Here is a 20,445-nt window from a genome sequence, read left to right as displayed (position 1 = left end):
GTCTTTAAAGAAGATTATAAGTCTAGAGGAGTGCGTGGAAATAATAATCAACGTAAAAAAGGCATTAAGCGCTTTTTTATACTTGGAGGCAGAGCCTCATTGGTTAGTAATACACTGATATGTTTTTTGTTTTTATGTTCGGCATATAATAGTTTGAAGAGATGAAAAATGGAAAGACTGTTATTTGAACGTTCAACCAATTGAAATAAGTCTCCATTTTTTACAGTTCCTACTTCTAAAACCCGAACGTAGGTTCCAGAATAACCATGATCTATAAATTGTTGCAATACTGCTTCACTCCCAAATTTATGAGCAAACTTGAAGCAAGGTTCTCTTGGTTGAGTAATTTGTATTAAAGCATTACCAACTTTATATTTATCACCAATATATAGCTGTTTTTCGTCTAAATTTTTAACCGTTAGGTTTTCACCCAGCATTCCGTAAGTCCAATCTAAATTGGGGTATAAATTTTGCCAGTACGGATATTGATTTGCTGAAAATAAATAACAAGCTTTAAATTCTCCACCATGAACTTTTCGGTCTGAAACTTCATCGCTTCTAACACGGTCTTTTTCTAAATGTATGGGTACGTCAATGGGTTTCTTATAGATTCCAGTGGTGACCTCTTTTCCATGCCATTGAAAAGTTTGAGGTTGCGCAATATTGGTTGAAATGATTTCCATGTGTTAAAAGTACTATAATAAGAATAATTGAAGTTTAATTAAAATTCTTTAATAATTGAACAAAAATAAACCTTTGAATTTTCTGAATTCATAATAAAATTATGTTAACAAAATGTTAAAATTTAAATTTTTTAAAACCCGACTATTCAATTTCTCGTAAGTATTAATGTCTTACCCAAAGAGGCGTTAATCGTTAACCTTCAAACTAAAAACTAATCAACATGAAAAACAAAATTACTATGGTTATTGCATTTGCAATGACTTTTTTTATTTCAACAGATTTGTTTGCACAAGTAGTTACTAGTAGTGCAGATGATGGAACAGACGGAACTCTGCGAAACGAAATTGCGGACACACCTGCTGGAGGAACTATTACTTTTGATCCTGCAGTAACAACAGTAACTTTAACGAGCGAACTATTAATAACGAAAGAATTAACAATTACTGGTCCCTCAGTTACGATTGATGCTAATAATAATAGTAGAGTATTCTACGTTACAGCTGGTTCGTTAGAATTAAATTATCTAACATTAACTAATGGAATGGCTATAGATGGTGGTGGTATTTATATGACCAATGCAGCTGTTACAATAAATAATTGTACAATTTCAAATAATATAGCCTACGGAGCTTCTGGTTCTGGTGGAGGAATTTACAATGCGGCTGGTGGTACTTTGGTCGTGAATGATTCTGAAATTTCTAACAACACGGCAAATAGAGCAGGTGGTGGAATTGAAGACAACTCGGGTGCTGGTTTAGCAATTACATTAAATAACGTAAATCTAGATTATAATAATGCAGGGGTATATCCGGCTATTGCTGCACCAGGAAATGGTGGTGGTTTACACATTACAGGTGCAGGCGACACTAATATTTCTGGAGGAACTGCAAATGGAAACGTTGCTGCACTCGAAGGTGGTGGACTATGGAATGGTTCTGGTGTAATGACTATTGACAACGCAACTGTGCAGAACAATACAGCTTCTGGAGATGCTGCAGATGATGGTGGAGGTGGAATCTTTAATAATGGAGGAACGTTAACATTATATGGTGGATCTCAAGTTTTATACAATACTGCTGATGGAACATCTGGATCTGGTGGTGGTATTTTTAGTACTAATGGAGTTGTAACTATTAATTCATCATGGGTAGCTTATAATAATTCACAGAGAGCTGGTGGTGGTATTGAAGCTATTGAAGGAACGATAAATCTTACTAATGTTACATTAGACTATAATGAAACTGGACCAGCGCCAGGAAATGGAGGAGGACTTCATATTACCGGTGCTGCAGATGCTTATATAAATAATGGAACCGTAAAAGATAATATAGCAGCACGAGAAGGTGGTGGACTATGGAATGGTTCTGGGAGCATGACTGTAGATGGAACGATTATAGATGGCAATGATGCACAAGGTGCAGCAAGCGACGATGGAGGTGGAGGAATCTTTAATAATGGGGGTGCTTTAGTGGTGATGCCAGGAACCACAATTTCAAATAATATGGCTTCAGGAACATTAGGTTCTGGTGGTGGAATCTTTTCTTTAACACCAGGGACGCTTGATATCGATGGCATAACAATAAATAACAATACGGCTAACCGTGCTGGTGGAGGAATCGAAATTAATTCAGCAGCTTATGAAACTTATACCTTTAATAATCTATCCTTACATTCAAATACGGTAAACGGTCCAGCACCAGGAAATGGTGGTGGCTTACATATCTCAGGAATGGGGAATGTAGTTTATAATGGTGGAGCTGTTACCAATAATACGGCTTTTGAAGGTGGTGGACTATGGAATAGTGTAGGTGTAATGTCAATTAATGGAACTACTATTACAGGAAACACAGCCAATGGCAATGCTACTGGCGGTGGTGGACTTTTTAATAATGGTGGAATCTTAAATGTAGATGAAGATACTACCTTAACAGGAAATATTGCTGACGGAACAGATGTTGGTGGTAGAGGTGGTGCTATTTTCAATAATGAAAATGGAACTTTAAATTTGGCTAATGGATTAGCAATCACCGGAAACTTCGCAAGTAGGGCTGGTGGAGCCATTGAAGATAGCTCAAATGGAACTTTGATTTTATCTGGAGTAACATTTACAGGAAATGCTGCTGGAGTCGATATTGAATTAGGAAACACCATAACTCCTAATCCAGGAAATGGTGGTGCGATACACTTATCTGGTACAACAAATGCCACAGTTTCCAACTTTTCAACGATTTCAAATAATTATGCTGCTAAAGAAGGTGGAGGACTCTGGAACAATATGGGAACCATGGACGTGAGCGTATCATTTTTGGACGGTAATATAGCTTCAGGTGATGATGCCGATGATGGTGGGGGAGCAATCTTTAACAATGGAGGTACATTGATTGTTGGAAACGCAGCGTCAATATTAAATAATATTGCTGACGGAGCTTCAGGATCTGGTGGTGCTATTTTAAGTACGGATGGTGCTGTAACGATTTCAGGTGCAGTTATAACGTTTAACCGATCTAATCGTGCAGGTGGTGCCATAGAAATTATAGAAGGTTCAATTGAATTTTCAGAAAACTTTAATGTAAGCAATAACAACACAGGAGTTGAACCAGCAGTCGCAAATCCAGGAAATGGAGGCGCACTACATATTAGTGGTTCTGCATCTGCGACGATTACAGGTGGAACGATGAGCAATAACGTTGCCGCGAGAGAAGGTGGTGGATTGTGGAACAGTACAGGAACTATGACCATTAATGGTACAACCATCAATGGAAATGAAGCACAAGGACCGGCAGCGGATGACGGTGGTGGTGGAATATTCAACAATGGAGGTACATTAATTGTTCAAAATGACACAGCTATTACTAACAATACAGCAACTGGAGCCTCAGGTTCTGGTGGAGGCATTCAAAATATTTCTGGAGGTAACGTAACTGTTTTAAACTCTGTAATTACAGGGAATACTTCCAATCGTGCTGGTGGTGGCATTGAAGATAATTCTACAATGGCCTCAGGAACTTTAATATTAACTAATGTAACTTTAGATAATAATTCTACTGCTTCTGCCCCTGGAAATGGTGGAGGTTTACATATCACGGGTCCAGGTAATGCAACAATTACAGGAGGAACAACAAATATGAACACAGCTGCTAACGAAGGTGGTGGATTATGGAATGGATCTGGTGTAATGACTATTGTTGACCATACGGTTGATGGCAATATAGCCTCCGGAAGTGATGCTGAAACAGCAGGCGCAGCAGGTGGCGGAGGCATCTACAATGAAGGTGGAACTTTGGAACTTTCAGGTGCAACAGAAATTAAAAATAACATAGCCGACGGAGCACAATCCACAGGTGGTGGCATATTGAATGCTGCCGGAACCTTAACGGCTAATGGAATTACAATTCAAGATAACACCTCAAACCGAGCAGGTGGCGGAATTGAAGTTAACGGTGGCGGAGCAGTAATGCTGACTAATGTCTATTTAAATTTAAACGACACTGGAGTCGTAACCGGAATGGGAGCACCAGGAAATGGCGGTGGACTTCATATTAGTGGTAATAGTAATGTTGACATCACAGGGGGAACAACAAATATGAATACAGCCGCTAACGAAGGTGGTGGATTATGGAACGGATCAGGAATAATGACCGTTATAGATCATACGGTAGATGGTAATACGGCCTCAGGAAGCGATGCTGATACAGCGGGAGCTTCAGGAGGTGGAGGGATTTACAATGAAGGAGGAACTTTAGAACTTTCGGGTTCAACAGAAATTACAAATAACGTTGCCGACGGAGCACAATCCACAGGTGGTGGTATATTGAATGCAGCCGGAACGTTAACAGCGAATGGTATTGCGATTATGGATAATACCTCTAACCGAGCAGGTGGAGGAATCGAAGCCAATGGAGGTGGAGCAGTAATGCTTACAAACGTTACTTTGAATTCTAATGATACAGGAGTTGTAACAGGTATGGGAGCACCAGGAAATGGTGGTGGTCTTCATATTAGTGGCAATAGTACTGTTGATATAATAGGAGGAACCGTAAATATGAATACTGCAGCTACTGAAGGTGGTGGTCTTTGGAACGGTACTGGAACAATGACTGTCGAAGGGTCTACCATTAGTTTAAATATTGCTTCAGGTGATGATGCTGCCGATGGTGGTGGTGGAATCTTTAATAATGGAGGAACTTTAATGGTTCAAAACGATGCCATTATAAGTAATAATTTGGCTAACGGAACCGCTGGTTCAGGTGGTGGAATTTTTAGTATTGCGGGGGCGGTTACAGTTAATAATTCAAATATCCAATTCAATTCTGCAAATCGTGCAGGTGGTGGTGTTGAGATTGTTGATGGTACAGCTGACTTTCTAAATAATGCTAATCTTTTAAATAATGATGTTAATGGATTGGAATCAGGAACACCCGCGCCAGGTAATGGTGGAGGTCTTCACGTTACAGGAGGTGCTGCAGTAATAACATATACCGGTGGAACCGTTTTTGCAAATGAAGCTGCTAGTGAAGGTGGTGGATTATGGAATAACGGAGGAACAATGACCATTGCCGGAACTCTAATTGACGGAAATATTGCTTACGGTAATGATGCTGATAATGGTGGTGGCGGTATCTTCAACAATGGAGGTACATTGAATATTAATGACACTACTCAAATAAAAAATAATTATGCAGACGGTAGTTCTGGTTCTGGTGGTGGAATTTTCAGCACAGATGGTATGATAACTATTATTGGTGCAGTAATTACATCAAATAAAGCTAACCGAGCAGGTGGTGGTATTGAAATTATAGATGGTACATTATTGGTCACAAATACCGACCTGAACACTAACGACGCCGGAAGTTTAGCACCAGCACCAGGAAATGGAGGAGGACTTCACATTTCTGGCATGGCGGACGCAACATTTATTGGAAGTACAGTTAATGAAAATAGTGCGGCTCGTGAAGGTGGTGGATTATGGAATAGTACTGGAATAATGACGACTGATGCGACGATTATTAATGGTAATATTGCTTCGGGTGGTGCTGCTGATGATGGTGGAGCAGGGATCTTCAATAATGGAGGAACTTTAAATGTAACGAATGGAACAATTATAAATAATAATATTGCTAACGGAGCTTCTGCTTCTGGTGGCGGATTATTAAGTGTAGGCGGTTCTGTAACTGTAGAAAATTCTTCTATTGTTTATAACCGTGCTAATAGAGCTGGTGGAGGTATTGAGCTGGCAGCGGGTACATTAAACATGACCAATTCAGATTTAAGCGCTAATAATGTTGGAGTTTCACCAGCAGTGCCAGCACCAGGAAATGGAGGTGGACTTCATTTAGGTGGAATGGCAACCGCAACCATTGCGCTTTCAACTATACGAGATAATTATGCTGTTGAAGGTGGCGGACTTTGGAACGGTGGGTCAGATATGACAGTAACTACTTCTGAAGTTTCCGGTAACTATGCCGCTGAAGGTGGTGGAGTTTACAATAACACGGGAGCAACGTCGACGGTGATGACAACTACGATTTCTGGTAACTCTGCATCAATGTCTGGTGGTGGTTTAACTAATGCTGGTACAAGTATGGACTTAAATGCTGTTACTGTTGCAATGAATTCAACCGATGGATATGGCGGAGGTATAGATGCCGAAAGTTATACGTCTTTAATGAATACTATCGTAGCATTAAATATGGCCAGTTCTGGTGTTGATGTTTCAGGTTTAATAACGTCAAACAATTATAATTTAATTGGAGAAGACGATCTGAATGTATTTACAGTGGAAGCTAATGATGTTGTTGATGTTAATCCATTGGTTGGACCGTTACAGAATAATGGAGGTACAACATTTACACATCAATTATTAGACAATTCACCAGCGTTCAATGCAGGTGATCCAGAAGATACATTTACAGATCAAATTGGTCAGTTGGTATTTGGTAGTGCTCGTGATATTGGAGCCTATGAAGCACAAGTGGCTTTATCTGTAGAGGATTTCAATGTTGCATCTGTTTTAAATATATATCCAAATCCAACCAAAGGACAATTTAATATTGTGATTGATGATGCAGTTTCTGGGAATGTAAAAGTTCAAATTGTATCAATGACAGGAAGATTAGTTAAACAATTGTTACTTGGAAATGGCACTAATGCTTTAGATATAAGTGGAATGTCTGCAGGAGTTTATATTGTAAATATTAATACAGAAAATGGTGATTCGTCACATAAATTAATTTTAGAATAAAGGGGTATTAAAACCATTTATATAGTTGAAAAGACCATCGAAAGATGGTCTTTTATTTATAATAAAGTTCAATTTATTAAGCTATATAAAAGCAAAATTCCACAATATTAATGGGATTTTCTGTAATCTCATTTAAATAAAAAGCGCAAGTTATATAACTTGCGCTTTTTGGTGCTATTAATCTTTAAGGGTAAAAGATCTTTAATCAATTGTATAATTGTGGTGCAAAATTAGTAATATTTTTTCTTCTAAAAATTGATGTATGGTAATAAACTTATTTACGAGCTAGATCCTTTCTGATTCTACTTAAACTTTCAGTGGTTATACCTAAGTAAGAAGCGATATGATAGTTTTTAATACTTTTTTCAATATTTGGATACGTATTTATAAAGTTGAGATAGCGCTCAGTTGCGGTTTTGGATATATTCGCGAGAATTCGTTTTTGAAAAGCAGCAAAAGCACGTTCGAGCTTTATCCTAAAGAATCGATCAACTTTCGGAACGTTATTATATAAATAATCCTTATCCTTTTTTGAAATTTTATAAATTGTAGAATCTTGTAAGACTTCAATGGTTAGACTAGCCTTTTCTGATGTGAGAAACGCAGTAAAATCACCCATCCACCAATCTTTTATTCCAAATTGTAAGGTGTACTCTTTTCCATTTGGTGCCGTATGATAACTTCTTAAGCAGCCATCTAAAATATAGTATTTACAATCAGCAATATCCCCAGCATTGAGTAAAATAGTGCCTTTTTTTACAAAAATCTTATGAAAAGAAGACTCAATTATCTGAAGTTCTTCATCCGTGAATTTAAGACCATTAAAAATGTCTCGAGTTTTTGGGTTAACAATGTTCACTTTATTTAGGGTTGATTGGCTAGATAAATATATATAGAACTTGCTAATTTACTTGGTTAATATCGTTGTACTTAATAAAAAATAGGTTGACGGCTTTAAATATGTAAACCTATGGGTTATAGTGCAATAAGTTGATTGGGAAATTGTAAGTTAGTGTAACTAGATTTATGTGCCGTTTTAAATGCTGATTAATAAAGTTATAATTGATATTATGTTTTTATAACTTCAATAGTATAAGTGGCAACAATATCATTCTTAATATTTAAATGCACATCATAGAAGCCGTTACTTTTAAACTTGCATTTAAAAGAGATTATCCCATTCTCGTTTTTAAGATCATAAATTTTATAAGGCTTTTTATCCGCTCCTGATATTTGAATTAGTGAAATTTCGTCTGTATTAATGGATTTTAAGTATTTAAATTTAAAGTTTATTTCTTCATTTTTATTTATAGTAGTGACCAATTTTTTCGGGCTAATAGGAATCGTTTTTTGACTAAATGTTTCTCCATAAACTATGGGTTCTGCTCTAAATTTAGCCTTTATTTGATCGTCATTTAGAAACCATTTTTTTTGTATGGGAAAATGATTTTTAGCAAATAATATGGGATCTGTTAGAAAATAGCCGTCATTATACTCTTGTATAAATAACTGACCATTAATCATATATCCACTAGACCAAGTGGCATCACATAAATACCATTTATTATTTAGTTTTACAGCGTTCCAAGAGTGATTGGCAGATTCAAGTTTTTCTACGTTTGTTTCAAAACTTCTGCCATAACCATCAATGATTACGGATTCAATATTAGCGATAAAACACATCTCTTTAATTAAATATGCATAACCTGTGCAAATGGTTTTTTTCTGATTCAGCAATTTTTTAAAAACGGTTTTTTTAAACTCACTATTCCATATCAAGTAACCTATACTGTCATTTTTAAAGTTTTCCCGAGATTTTTTTACTTTGTTTTGTTGCTTGTAATCTCCTCTAATATTTGTGCAGACCCATGTGTAAATTGCTCTAAATTTTTCTACATCTGTAGTTAATTTCGACGTTAATTTATGTACCAAAACTGGTAAATTTTCTAAACTTCCGTCTTTATTTAATTTAGCAATATTATCTGCTTTCGTGAAATCGATGGTTTTAAAATCCGAAACTTGGGCATTACAAATAGTCAAGATAAAAATCAACAAGAAACTGAGTCTATTTTTCATAAAACAGAATGGCTTAATTTCTTTTGGACTTATAAACGTCTTTAACGGCAACTTTCCCCATAATGATGCAAGCATCAGCTTTCATATCAATATTAAGTGCAATGTTTAGATCAGCATCTTTATTCTCAATAACAATTTTTTGAGATTCCATGCCGATATAACTAATGATTAAAATATCTCCGATTTTTAATTTTTCAGGAAATTCAAAATTACCGTCAAAATCGGTTGCAACGCCAATAGTCGTACCTTCTAAAACTACATTGGCTCCAGGAAGTGGCATATTGTTTTCTGTGACATTACCTTTTACCACAATATTTTTCACAAATTTTGAAGCTTTAATTTCTGACTTGTTATTTTTTTGAGCTATAGCTTTTACTGTATCCTGAGCCTGTGCTGTAAAACTAGAAAAGAATGCCAAACATGTCAATCCTATGGTAGTTATAAAACCAATCCGCTTGTTCTTTTTGGATTCAACGTTATAAGTTTTTAATTGGTTGTTGTTAAATCGGCCACAAGTGTTTTGAGTTGCTTTAGTTTTGAAAAAGGTTATAATGTCTTCAGTAGTCATTACAGAAAAGTCTATAACTTCTTTTTCGCAAGAACCACAAAAACCGCCGTTAGAAGTCGGTGAAAACTGATCGAAATTTTCTGAACATGGTGTTGTAATGTCTAAATGGAATTGATTTTTCATGATGTAAAGTTTTAATGTTACTATGCATCAAACTTATACATCAATGAGAAGATAAAAAATGAAGAATCAGGGAACTGTGCTTTTTGGTGAGTGAGTGGTACCTATTAATTAGCAACAAAAAACCACTCTGCGTTGACAAAGTGGTTTCAAATAATAATTTTTATACTTATTCAACTTTCCTGGCCACATTTTCCTGTCCGGCCTGAAATATTGTAAAGCTTTCTACCTTTCCAGAAGTATCTTTATTGAATTTAACTTTTATGGCAGCAACTTTAGCGAAAAAAGTCGTCTCATCTTCGGCATATATTTCAAATTGGCCTTGGCCTGTAGCTTGGGCAAAAATTTGACTGCCATCCACACTAATCTGAACGTGAAAATTAGGTCCCAACTCGTATTTGCCGATGTACGGTTTTAAAACAGCATTTGTAAGTGTCACTGCTTTCTTTTCTTCGGGCATTAGTTTATTAACTTTCTTACCTCGACTTTCAGTATTGGTAATAAAAATAGCTTCATGTTTTCCATTTTCGGAATTAGAAAACTTGTATTCTATGCCACTGCCCTCAAACATATAACGATTTTCGGATAACGGAAAAATTTCAAAAATTGTATTCGTTTCCGATTCTCTCATGCTATAGAGTTTGTTATCTTTTAAAAAAATATGCCTTACTGCTCCATCTTCAAATTCATAAGCTCCAACCCACTGTTTCATTTTATCTTCAGGTATGTTTACGACATCAGACATTGTGGGAAACGGTTTTCCTATGGCAACAGCAGCTAGATTACGGGTTACAGCACCGATGTCATTGCAACTACAATTACTTAAACCAATAACATATACATCTTCTTTTATCAAATAAATTCCATCTGTGGAGGTGCCAAAAATTCCACCACTGTGTGAATATCCTTTAGAACCTTTAAGATTCATTTCACCCAAACCATAGCCATAAGCAATATGTTCACCATTATTAAGGTTTGAACCATTTATAGCTTTATCCAATGATGTAGCTTTAATTAGTGTATTGTTGACTAAGGCATTTTGCCATTTTAGCATGTCATCAATAGTAGAAGTCAATGAACCTGCAGCTTGTGGTAAAGTCATACTCAAATAACTCGCATTAACATAGCCATTGTCATTTTGTTCGTAAGGTCTTACTCTGTTTTTAACTAATTCTCTATTATTTCCATAACTGGATTGCTGCATATTTAAAGGTTCAAAAATGTGCTTTTCTATAAAGTTTTCGTATGTATCTTTTGAAATCACTTCAATGATTTTTCCTAATAATATATAGCCAGAGTTATTGTATTTAAAGGCCTCTCCTGGTTCAAAATCCAGTGGATCATTTTTAAAAGTATCTATTAACTCATCGAGTGTTTTATCCATACGAGCAAATTGTAAAAAATTTGCATTGTCGGTATAACTTTTAATTCCTGAAGTGTGATTGAGCAACTGATGAACAGTTATCGTTTTTCCTTGTGTAGGATACTCGGGGATAAACTTAGTAATTGGATCATTTAATTTCAATTTCCCTTGTTCTTCTAGCATTAAAATTGCGACGGCTGTAAATTGTTTTGTAATAGAAGCAAGCATAAACACATTTTCTGGAATCATATCGACATCGAGTTCTAAACTCGCTTTTCCAATAGCTTTTCTATAAATGGCTTTACCGTCTTTGGCAACTAGAATTGTAGCTCCAGGCGCATCTGCATTGTAATTCTGAGTAACAATAGCGTCAAATTGTTGTGTTAAATCTTGAGCCTTGATATTTAAAATAAAAAGGAAAGTAAATAGCAATAATGGAAGAGTGTGATTTGTTTTCATTTTTCTTTGGATTGATTAATACTTGTAGGACGTGCTAAAAGAGAATAAGTTACAAAAAAAACCACCTTGAATTAACAAAGTGATTTTAGTTTTTTCCGAAATTTCGGGATTGGCTCTAAAATTCCCTTTTTCAAGAGAATTGCGTTACGCTTATTTAATCATTTCGTAACTACGTTTTATAAAGTTCGTCAACTCTTCGCCTTTTAATAGACCTTGAGATAAACGTGCTAAATCTAAACTCTGCGTAATTAAACGTTCTTGTTTCTTTTTGGTTTTAGTTCCTAAAATTTCACCGACTAATTCAGAATTTGTGTTCACTATAAGATTGTACATTTCTGGCATATTACCCATACCAAACATACCTCCGCCGCCACCAGTCTGCTGCATTTCTTTCATTCTGCGCATAAATTCTGGTTGTGTAATGATAAAAGGAGAGGCACCACTATCCATAGCTTCTAATTGCACAGCGAACTTTTCAGATGGAATTACTTCTTTTAAAAGCGTATCTAATTCTGTTTGTTGCTCTTCGCTTAATTTAGAAATCGCAGTTTCCTCTTTCTTAATTAAGTTATCAATATGATCACCATCTACACGTGCAAAAGAAATGTTTTCTTTAGTCGATTCTAACTTCTGAATTAAATGCGATACAATTGGAGAATCTAACATTAGCACTTCATAACCTTTGGCTTTAGCAGCTTCAATATAGCTGTGCTGTTGGTCTTTATTTGAAGCGTAAAGAATGACTAACTTACCATCTTTATCTGTTTGAGTTGCTTTGGTTTTGTTAAAAAGCTCCTCGTACGTATAATATTTACCATCTACTGTTGGATATAAAGCAAATGCATCTGCTTTTTCGAAGAATTTTTCTTCAGACAACATACCGTATTCAATCACGATTTTGATATCGTCCCATTTCTTTTCGAAATCTTCACGATTCGCGTTGAATAATGATTTCAACTTATCAGCCACTTTTCTCGTGATGTAAGATGAAATTTTCTTAACAGCACCATCTGCTTGCAAATAAGAGCGCGATACATTCAACGGAATGTCTGGAGAATCGATAACTCCACGAAGCATCGTTAAAAATTCAGGAACAATACCTTCTACATTGTCGGTTACAAAAACCTGATTTTGGTAAAGTTGAATTTTATCTTTCTGAATATTCATATCGTTCGTCATCTTAGGGAAATACAAGATTCCTGTTAAGTTGAACGGATAATCGACATTTAAATGAATATGGAATAATGGCTCCTCAAATTGCATTGGATACAATTCTCTGTAGAATTCCTTGTAATCTTTATCTTCTAATTCGGTAGGTTGTTTTGTCCAAGCCGGATTTGGGTTATTGATAATATCATCTACCGTAATCTGCTTGTGTGGCTCCGTGGTTTCTTTACCATCTTTATCTTTTGTGGTTGCTGGTGTAAACTCAGGATCGTTTATGTCCTTTGTACCAAATTTAATCGGAATAGGCATAAACTTGTTGTACTTATTCAACAACTCACGGATTTTAGCTTCTTCTAAAAATTCAGTAGAATCTTCCGCAATATGAAGGATGATTTCTGTTCCTCTTGTGTCTTTATCAGATGACTCTAATGTGAATTCTGGAGATCCATCACAGGTCCAATGAGCTGCTTCTGTACCTTCCTTATAAGATTTTGTAATAATTTCAACTTTTTCTGCTACCATAAAAGCAGAATAAAAACCAAGTCCGAAATGACCGATAATTCCGGTATCCTTACCTGAGTCCTTGTATTTATCTATAAATTCCTCAGCTCCAGAAAAGGCAATTTGATTGATATATTTTTCAACCTCCTCGGCTGTCATACCCACACCTTGATCTACGATATGGATTTTTTTACCTTCCTTATCGATTTTTACCTCAATAATAGGGTTGCCATATTCTACCGAAGCTTCTCCAATGCTAGTTAAATGTTTTAATTTTAAAGTCGCATCTGTTGCGTTACTAATGAGCTCACGTAAAAAAATTTCGTGATCGCTGTACAAGAATTTTTTAATAAGCGGAAAGATATTCTCTACCGATACATTAATGTTTCCTTTTGCCATGTTTAATTTTATTAATTATTCCCACAAGAGTGGAAATCAGTTTATATTTTAGTTTTTACTTCTATTCATTTACTTGTCAAATAAAATACCAATTAAAAATTAATGACAAGATGGCATAAAAAAAGCCATTCCTATTAAGAATGGCTTTCTACTAATTAAAGGAGCTCTTAATCTTTTATCATGTTATCATTTTCACTTTCATCATCATCTTCATTCTCTTTTTTATTTTTCACATGCTTATCTAACCATTGGTCTTGTTCCCAAAGCATATGCATAATAGATTCTTTTGCTCTGTAACCATGACTTTCCTTTGGTAACATTACTAATCGCACAGGTGCACCTAGTCCTTTTAAGGCATTAAAATAACGTTCACTTTGTAAAGGGTAAGTCCCAGAATTATTATCTGCAACTCCATGAATGAGGAGTAGTGGAGTTTTCATTTTATCAGCATGCATAAAAGGGGACATGGTATTGTAGGTGTCTGGAGAATCCCAATAACTACGTTCTTCACTTTGAAACCCAAAAGGGGTTAATGTTCGGTTGTAGGCTCCACTTCTGGCAATTCCGGCAGCAAATAAATTGGAATGCGATAATAAATTGGCGGTCATAAATGCACCGTAACTATGGCCACCAACAGCGACTTTATTTCTGTCTATATAGCCCAATTCATCAACAGCATCGATGGCCGCTTTACCATTAGCTACTAATTGTGTTCTAAAAGAATCATTCGGTTCTTTAGTGCCTTCACCAACAATCGGAAAAGCAGCATCATCTAAAACAACATAGCCTTTAGTAACCCAATAAATCGGTGAACCCCAATTTGGATACACAAATTCATTTGGATTTGTGGTACTTTGCGATGCGCTAGCTTTATCCTTATATTCTCGAGGATAAGCCCATAATATCATTGGATATTTTTTTCCGGCTTCATAATTTAATGGCAAGTAGAGTGTGCCTTCTAAATCCAATCCGTCATCACGTTTATAATTGATGACACGTTTATCTACACTCTCGAGACTTTTAAATGGATTTTCAAAAGCTGTGATTGCCGTTAAATCATTCTTTTTATTAATATTTCTTATATAATAATTAGGATATTCTTTTTGAGACTCAATACGAACAAGAATTTCTCCTTTCTTCATATCTATTGCAGAATTTAAGCTTTCTAATTTGTCAGTGTATTCAGATTGATATAAACGTTTGGTTTTGTTTGTCTTAATATTATATTCATCAATAAAGGGAAATTGCCCTTCTTTAGAATACCCATCTCCCATAAGGTAAAGCTTGTCTCCATTCATAGTTAAGGTATATTTCCCGAATTTGTTTTTAGAGTTCACAAAATCTCCTGGATCGCTATAAACATCTTGATAACTTCTATCTGTTATTACTTTCGCGTCCATTTTAGAATTTGAAGGATTAAAAAGATAGGTCTTTGTATTTCTGGTATTCCACCAATAATCATAAGCTACAGCCGTATTATCATCTCCCCATTCAATCCCGGCAAAACGCTGTTTGGTTTTTAATAGCAGTTTAGGCTCTCCATTAAATGGAGCATCAAGCTGGTAAACGGCATCTCTAAAATCTACGTCCATTTCTGGGTTACCTTGGTCTAAAGCCTCTGCCCACACCAAGGTTGATGCTTTATCGTCTCTCCAAGTCATGCTTCGTTTTCCAGTCCTTGTAGCCATAAATCCCTTAGGTCTAACTTCATCTAAAGGAACTTCGTTTACGGTTTTAATTTTAGAACCTTTAGTATCATAAATTATACTTTCGTTGGGAAATCTTGAATAGGTTACTAAATATGAAAATGGTCGTTTAATTTTGGAAATCATGATATAATTTCCGTCGGGTGAAAAATTAATGCCACGATACATGTCGGCTTCTAAAAAATTACTAACATCACCATTTATGGATACTTTTTTAATTTCGGAACGTGCTAGCTGTTCAAAATTAAATTCATCGTTGGGGGTTTTTAATAAATCTTGATAGGTCCTATTCTGTGCCTTTTCACCATCACTTACCGATATTGTTGGTCCAGTTGCTACAGCAGTTTCTGTATCGACTAATTGCTTTCTATCCGTAGGTAACATTTTAACCAATAAATTTTCATTATCTGCGAACCAATTAATAGTACTGCCTGTATTCGCATTTACATTCGCATCTGTTAATTTGGAAACTTTAGCTTCCTTAATATTTAATACCCATACTTCTACACCTTTTAATGTGGTGTTAAGACAAGCAATCATGGTTTCGTCCGGGGACCAGCTAAAACCAGTTAGACGTGCGTCTTTCGGTAAGCCAGAAATCTGTTTGGCGTCTTTATCTGTTGTTTTTTTGACTTTAATATTGGTGTAAAAAGTGGTTCTGCTGCCGATGTTTGTTACGGGATTTATTCGTAACCCAGCTAGTCTTAATTCAGTTTCAGACAATTCTGCTATAGATTTATATTGGTTGCGATACAGCAATACCATGTTTTCTCCTTTACTGTCTATTTGCACCGCAGGGGCTAAATCGACGTCCGCAAGTTCTAAAATTTCTTTGGACGGCTCTTGATAAGTTAAGCTTTGTTGCGCATAACTATTTACAAAAATGAATAGGATAAATAATTGAAATAATTTTTTCATGATAATTTTATGATTGGATTAACGCTCTTAAGATACTGAAAAAAATGCGTTTTCAAATGATAGAGCGTGGTTAAAAATGAGGGCTTGTTTTTTATCGATAGACTTAAGGAATTAAAATAGTAAATTTGCCGTATATTTAATGTTTAAAGTAAATAATGAGATTCCTTTTTTTTAAGGAATAAAAAACAGTGGTTTTTTATGTATAATTCAAAAATAATAGGTTTAGGCAAATACGTGCCAGACAATGTGGTAACGAATAACGACTTGTCTAAAATGATGGATACTAGTGATGAGTGGATTCAAGAACGTACCGGAATTAAAGAACGTCGATGGGCGAAAATGGGTGATGGGGATACCACGGCAACTATGGGAGTAAAAGCGGCCAAGATTGCGATTGAACGATCTGGACTAGATAAAGACGATATTGATTTTATTGTTTTTGCCACCTTAAGTCCGGATATGTATTTTCCTGGTCCAGGTGTACAAGTACAACATGCTCTAGACATAAAAACTGTGGGAGCACTAGATGTGCGTAACCAGTGTTCTGGTTTTGTATATGCCATGTCTGTCGCTGATAATTTTATTAAAACCGGCATGTATAAGAATATTCTTGTTATAGGTAGTGAATTACATTCTCATGGTTTAGACAAGACAACTAGAGGACGCGGAGTATCTGTAATTTTTGGAGATGGTGCAGGAGCGGTAGTTTTAACAAGAGAAGAAGATAATACGAAAGGTGTTCTCTCTACACACTTACACTCTCAAGGCGAACATGCCGAAGAATTAGTTTTAATCGCTCCAGGAATGGGTAAGCGTTGGGTGAATGATATACTTGAAGACAATGACCCTAATGATGAAAGCTATTTTCCGCACATGAATGGGCAATTTGTATTTAAAAATGCTGTAGTTCGTTTTAGTGAAGTAATCATGGAAGGTTTAACAAAAAACAATTTACAGCCAGATGCTATTGATATTTTAATTCCACATCAAGCAAATTTGCGTATTTCGCAATTTGTACAGAACAAATTTAAATTGTCAGATGATCAAGTGTTCAATAATATCCAGAAATATGGCAACACCACTGCGGCATCAATTCCGATTGCAATGACTGAAGCTTGGGAAGAAGGAAAAATAAAAGAAGGTGATACGGTTGTCTTGGCCGCTTTTGGTAGTGGATTTACTTGGGGAAGTGTGATTATTAAATGGTAACAAAATCACTTTCAAAAAAAGAGATCTCATAGATTGAATATTAATATCCATTATATGTTTTTTTTAGAAAATAAATTGCGTTTTAATAAACTATCTATTGGCGAGCAAATGCTAGTAGTTTTCTTACTATTTATTTTTTTTGGTTTAAATATTGGATTCGCTCAACAAAGCGATATTTATATTAAAGCTGGAATTTTATACGATAGTGAACAAAATGAACTTCTAAGAAATAAAGTCATTCACGTTAAGAATACAGAGATTGTTTCAGTGGGAACAATTGAAATGATTCCGGAGAATGCTGAAATTATAGATTTATCAGCATATACAGTTCTTCCCGGATTTATCGATGCACACACTCACGTACTTTTTTCTCAAGATGCAACAGAAGATTTTTCCGAGCATAGCATACATTCACTCACCATGGAGAGTGATGCTTTGAGAACACTTAGAGGTTATAAAAGAGCGAAATCTTATTTAGATGTCGGAATAACGAGTGTAAAAGATCTCGGTAATTCAGGATTATTTTTAGATGTTGCTTTGCGCGATGCCATTAACGAAGGTACAATTGAAGGACCTCGAATTTTTGCATCAGGACCAATAATGGGAGCAACGGGAGGGCAGGTTTATGGAGTATCGCCAAAACATCAAAACCTTATTGATTTAGAATATCGAATTATTAATGGCGTAGAAGATGCTCAAATTGCGGTTAGGGAACACGTAAACCAGAAGGTGGATCTCATTAAGATTTGTGCAGACAACATACCGAACAATACGCATTTGTCTATTGACGAAATGAAAGCTATTGTAAAAACAGCAAATTCTTACGGTCTCACAGTTGTAGCACATTCAATTACCAATCAATCGGCATGGAATGCTATACAAGCGGGTGTTTCCGGAATTGAACATGGTTTTAAATTGGCCGATTCTACATTAACTTTAATGGCACAGAAAGAAGTTTTTTTAGTTCCAACAGAAAATAGTAGAACGTATATGAAAACCTACAGCAAACTTGCTAGTTTTGACGACGGCGACTTGGGTTGGGTAGATAATTATATAGACCGAATGAAGGGCAGATTAACTAGAGTCATCGCTAAAGGTGTTACCATCGTAGCAGGTTCGGATAACTATACAGATATTGGTGGAACTCGTGGTGAATCTTCTATTGATATGTTTCGTGCATATTTTGAGGCGGGAATGAAACCTTTAGATATTTTACAGTCGGCAACATATCTTTCTGCATTTAATTTAAATATGAAAAATGATATAGGTGTTCTTAAGGCTCAAGCAAAAGCAGATATCATTGCAGTAAAGGGCGATATAACCAAAAATTTTATTAGTACAATTGAAGCTATAGTCTTTGTGATGAAGGATGGGGATATCTACAAAAGCGACATTAAGCAAATTAATAAATCCAAGTAGAAAATTTATTATAGCGATAATTTTGTATTTTTAGGACTACAGATGAATCGTGCAACAACAATACAAGAGGTTATTAATCAGCTAGATAGTATCATAGAAAATGCTGTCAAAAGAGATGATCGTCTTGGACTGTTCGCTTATGTATATCGTAGAACTACAGCAGAAATATTAAAAGAAGTTCAATTAGGAAATTTTGAAAACAATGAACTTTTGGAACAACTTGATGTTGTTTTTGCTAACTTGTATCTTGATGCTTATATAAAATATCAAAGGAATGAACCTGTCCGCAAATCTTGGCAGTTTGCTTTTGTAGAGACAGACAATTCATTATCTATTTTACAACATATTATGTTGGGCATGAATGCGCATATCAATTTAGATCTAGCGATTGCTACTAGTGACACCATGACCGGAAAGGATATTGAATCCGTTAGAAATGACTTTGACAAGGTAAATGATATTCTGTTTGGTATAGTCAATGAGATTCAAGATCGATTAAGCAGAGTTTCACCATTACTATTTCTGTTAGATTGGGCAGGAAAAAATTCTGATGAAAAAGTTATTGATTTTAGTATGCGCAAAGCGCGCCAACAATCTTGGAACAGCGCTAACCTCCTTTGGGGACTTGGGGCTGAAAACCAATCGGGTTCAATAGACATTATCGATAAGGTAACCTTAGAGCTTGGGAAAATGATGGCTGCTCCTAAATCTAGGTTCATTCGTTTCTTATTAAAAGCCATTAGTCGATTTGAAAGTAAAAATGTCGGACAGGTAATTTCAAAATTAAGAGCAGACTGACAACAATTAATCAGCAATTTTATACACGAATAATATTAAAAAAAGCCCAAACAAAAAACTGTCTGGGCTTTTCAGCTATTAACCAACTTAACTAACACTATTATAAAAACTAATCTATAATAATTATTACTTAAAACTTATTACACCTATAGACGTAGAAAGTTCTATTTTATTTCATGATTTTTTAGCTTTAACGTGCATTTAACAAAAAACCTGATAATTTAAAAAAATAGACTTATCAAGATTTTCTCAATTTTATAGGTAAGCATTTTCACTAACTATCAACTAATTTTTTGATTGGTTTTTTTTTGATTGATATTTTTGAATGTCGTAAATTAGAGGACTAATTCTAAAATATGTTACTTGATTTAATTTGCCCTAACAAACTTTAACAATATGAATAAAAAAACATTAGTCATCGGAGCTTCATTAAAACCACAGCGTTATTCTAACATAGCTATAAAGCGTTTACGGAGTTATAATCATGAGGTAAAAGGTTTCGGTTTAAGATCTGGTGAAGTTGAAGATGTAACTATTGACACGGAATTAATGTCTTATAAAGATATCGATACGGTAACTTTATATCTCAATCCCCAACGTCAAAAACCGTATTACGAATATATTATTGGTTTAAAACCTAAACGTATAATCTTTAATCCGGGCACCGAAAACCCTGAGTTTTATAATCAATTAAAACAGAATGACATTGATTTTGAGGTCGCATGTACTTTAGTAATGTTGAGCACTGGTCAATATTAATCAAACCGGTTCACATTATCTTTGGTTTTCAGGTATGTAAAGTTGACATTTCTGTTTT

The 20,445-nt window shown here is 35.3% G+C and carries 12 protein-coding genes; 5 read left to right on the top strand and 7 right to left on the bottom strand.

Going from position 1 to position 20,445, the window contains the following annotated elements:
• Positions 1 to 47: 47 nt before the first annotated feature.
• Positions 48 to 683 carry an MOSC domain-containing protein gene (locus QMA06_RS07310; RefSeq protein ID WP_290206214.1) on the bottom strand — a complete coding sequence of 212 codons (636 nt, stop codon included), beginning with the start codon at positions 681 to 683 and terminating at the stop codon, positions 48 to 50.
• A 221-nt stretch (positions 684 to 904) separates the two neighbouring features.
• On the opposite strand from QMA06_RS07310, the gene QMA06_RS07305 reads away from it, so the two are divergent.
• Complete coding sequence (locus QMA06_RS07305) at positions 905 to 6,925, top strand: T9SS type A sorting domain-containing protein (protein ID WP_290206213.1); 6,021 nt, start codon at positions 905 to 907, stop codon at positions 6,923 to 6,925.
• 274 nt (positions 6,926 to 7,199) lie between these two features.
• On the opposite strand, the gene QMA06_RS07300 is transcribed toward QMA06_RS07305, so the two are convergent.
• The 6 genes from QMA06_RS07300 to QMA06_RS07275 all read right to left on the bottom strand — a co-directional run bounded on the left by QMA06_RS07300 (position 7,200) and on the right by QMA06_RS07275 (position 16,202).
• Positions 7,200 to 7,784 (bottom strand): Crp/Fnr family transcriptional regulator, encoded by a 585-nt coding sequence (locus QMA06_RS07300; protein WP_290206212.1) that lies wholly within the window; start codon positions 7,782 to 7,784, stop codon positions 7,200 to 7,202.
• 209 nt (positions 7,785 to 7,993) lie between these two features.
• Positions 7,994 to 9,001: a transglutaminase domain-containing protein gene (locus tag QMA06_RS07295; RefSeq protein ID WP_290206211.1), complete on the bottom strand. Its 1,008-nt coding sequence runs from the start codon at positions 8,999 to 9,001 to the stop codon at positions 7,994 to 7,996.
• Positions 9,002 to 9,014: 13 nt separating this feature from the next.
• Positions 9,015 to 9,692, bottom strand: a complete 678-nt coding sequence (locus QMA06_RS07290; RefSeq protein WP_290206210.1) for a carboxypeptidase-like regulatory domain-containing protein — start codon at positions 9,690 to 9,692, stop codon at positions 9,015 to 9,017.
• 166 nt (positions 9,693 to 9,858) lie between these two features.
• The gene (locus tag QMA06_RS07285; RefSeq protein ID WP_290206209.1) at positions 9,859 to 11,511 is read right to left on the bottom strand and encodes a serine hydrolase; all 1,653 of its coding nucleotides are present in this window, start codon (positions 11,509 to 11,511) and stop codon (positions 9,859 to 9,861) included.
• 150 nt (positions 11,512 to 11,661) lie between these two features.
• Positions 11,662 to 13,578 carry a molecular chaperone HtpG gene (gene htpG, locus QMA06_RS07280; protein ID WP_290206208.1) on the bottom strand — a complete coding sequence of 639 codons (1,917 nt, stop codon included), beginning with the start codon at positions 13,576 to 13,578 and terminating at the stop codon, positions 11,662 to 11,664.
• Positions 13,579 to 13,745: 167 nt separating this feature from the next.
• On the bottom strand, positions 13,746 to 16,202 hold the full coding sequence (locus tag QMA06_RS07275) for a prolyl oligopeptidase family serine peptidase (protein ID WP_290206207.1): 2,457 nt from the start codon (positions 16,200 to 16,202) through the stop codon (positions 13,746 to 13,748).
• 198 nt (positions 16,203 to 16,400) lie between these two features.
• Here QMA06_RS07275 and QMA06_RS07270 point away from each other — a divergent pair, with 198 nt between their 5' ends.
• The 4 genes from QMA06_RS07270 (at position 16,401) to QMA06_RS07255 (ending at position 20,387) form a co-directional block, all read left to right on the top strand.
• Positions 16,401 to 17,411: a 3-oxoacyl-ACP synthase III family protein gene (locus tag QMA06_RS07270; protein ID WP_290206206.1), complete on the top strand. Its 1,011-nt coding sequence runs from the start codon at positions 16,401 to 16,403 to the stop codon at positions 17,409 to 17,411.
• A 54-nt stretch (positions 17,412 to 17,465) separates the two neighbouring features.
• On the top strand, positions 17,466 to 18,830 hold the full coding sequence (locus QMA06_RS07265; protein ID WP_290206205.1) for a metal-dependent hydrolase family protein: 1,365 nt from the start codon (positions 17,466 to 17,468) through the stop codon (positions 18,828 to 18,830).
• 42 nt (positions 18,831 to 18,872) lie between these two features.
• Positions 18,873 to 19,628 (top strand): DUF5995 family protein, encoded by a 756-nt coding sequence (locus tag QMA06_RS07260; protein ID WP_290206204.1) that lies wholly within the window; start codon positions 18,873 to 18,875, stop codon positions 19,626 to 19,628.
• A 396-nt stretch (positions 19,629 to 20,024) separates the two neighbouring features.
• Entirely contained in the window at positions 20,025 to 20,387 is a 363-nt protein-coding gene (locus QMA06_RS07255) for a CoA-binding protein (protein WP_290206203.1), read from the top strand.
• The last annotated feature ends 58 nt before the right edge of the window (positions 20,388 to 20,445 follow it).

This window comes from Winogradskyella bathintestinalis, assembly GCF_030407435.1.
Classification (GTDB): domain Bacteria; phylum Bacteroidota; class Bacteroidia; order Flavobacteriales; family Flavobacteriaceae; genus Winogradskyella; species Winogradskyella bathintestinalis.
Note: the sequence above shows the minus strand (reverse complement) of the source record. Positions and strands in the feature narration are given on the sequence as shown.

Coding starts and splice junctions, on each gene's coding strand:
- QMA06_RS07310 (WP_290206214.1), bottom strand. CDS start 683: ATGGAAATCATTTCAACCAATATTGCGCAACCTCAAACTTTTCAATGG.
- QMA06_RS07305 (WP_290206213.1), top strand. CDS start 905: ATGAAAAACAAAATTACTATGGTTATTGCATTTGCAATGACTTTTTTT.
- QMA06_RS07295 (WP_290206211.1), bottom strand. CDS start 9,001: ATGAAAAATAGACTCAGTTTCTTGTTGATTTTTATCTTGACTATTTGT.
- QMA06_RS07290 (WP_290206210.1), bottom strand. CDS start 9,692: ATGAAAAATCAATTCCATTTAGACATTACAACACCATGTTCAGAAAAT.
- QMA06_RS07285 (WP_290206209.1), bottom strand. CDS start 11,511: ATGAAAACAAATCACACTCTTCCATTATTGCTATTTACTTTCCTTTTT.
- htpG (WP_290206208.1), bottom strand. CDS start 13,578: ATGGCAAAAGGAAACATTAATGTATCGGTAGAGAATATCTTTCCGCTT.
- QMA06_RS07275 (WP_290206207.1), bottom strand. CDS start 16,202: ATGAAAAAATTATTTCAATTATTTATCCTATTCATTTTTGTAAATAGT.
- QMA06_RS07270 (WP_290206206.1), top strand. CDS start 16,401: ATGTATAATTCAAAAATAATAGGTTTAGGCAAATACGTGCCAGACAAT.
- QMA06_RS07265 (WP_290206205.1), top strand. CDS start 17,466: ATGTTTTTTTTAGAAAATAAATTGCGTTTTAATAAACTATCTATTGGC.
- QMA06_RS07260 (WP_290206204.1), top strand. CDS start 18,873: ATGAATCGTGCAACAACAATACAAGAGGTTATTAATCAGCTAGATAGT.
- QMA06_RS07255 (WP_290206203.1), top strand. CDS start 20,025: ATGAATAAAAAAACATTAGTCATCGGAGCTTCATTAAAACCACAGCGT.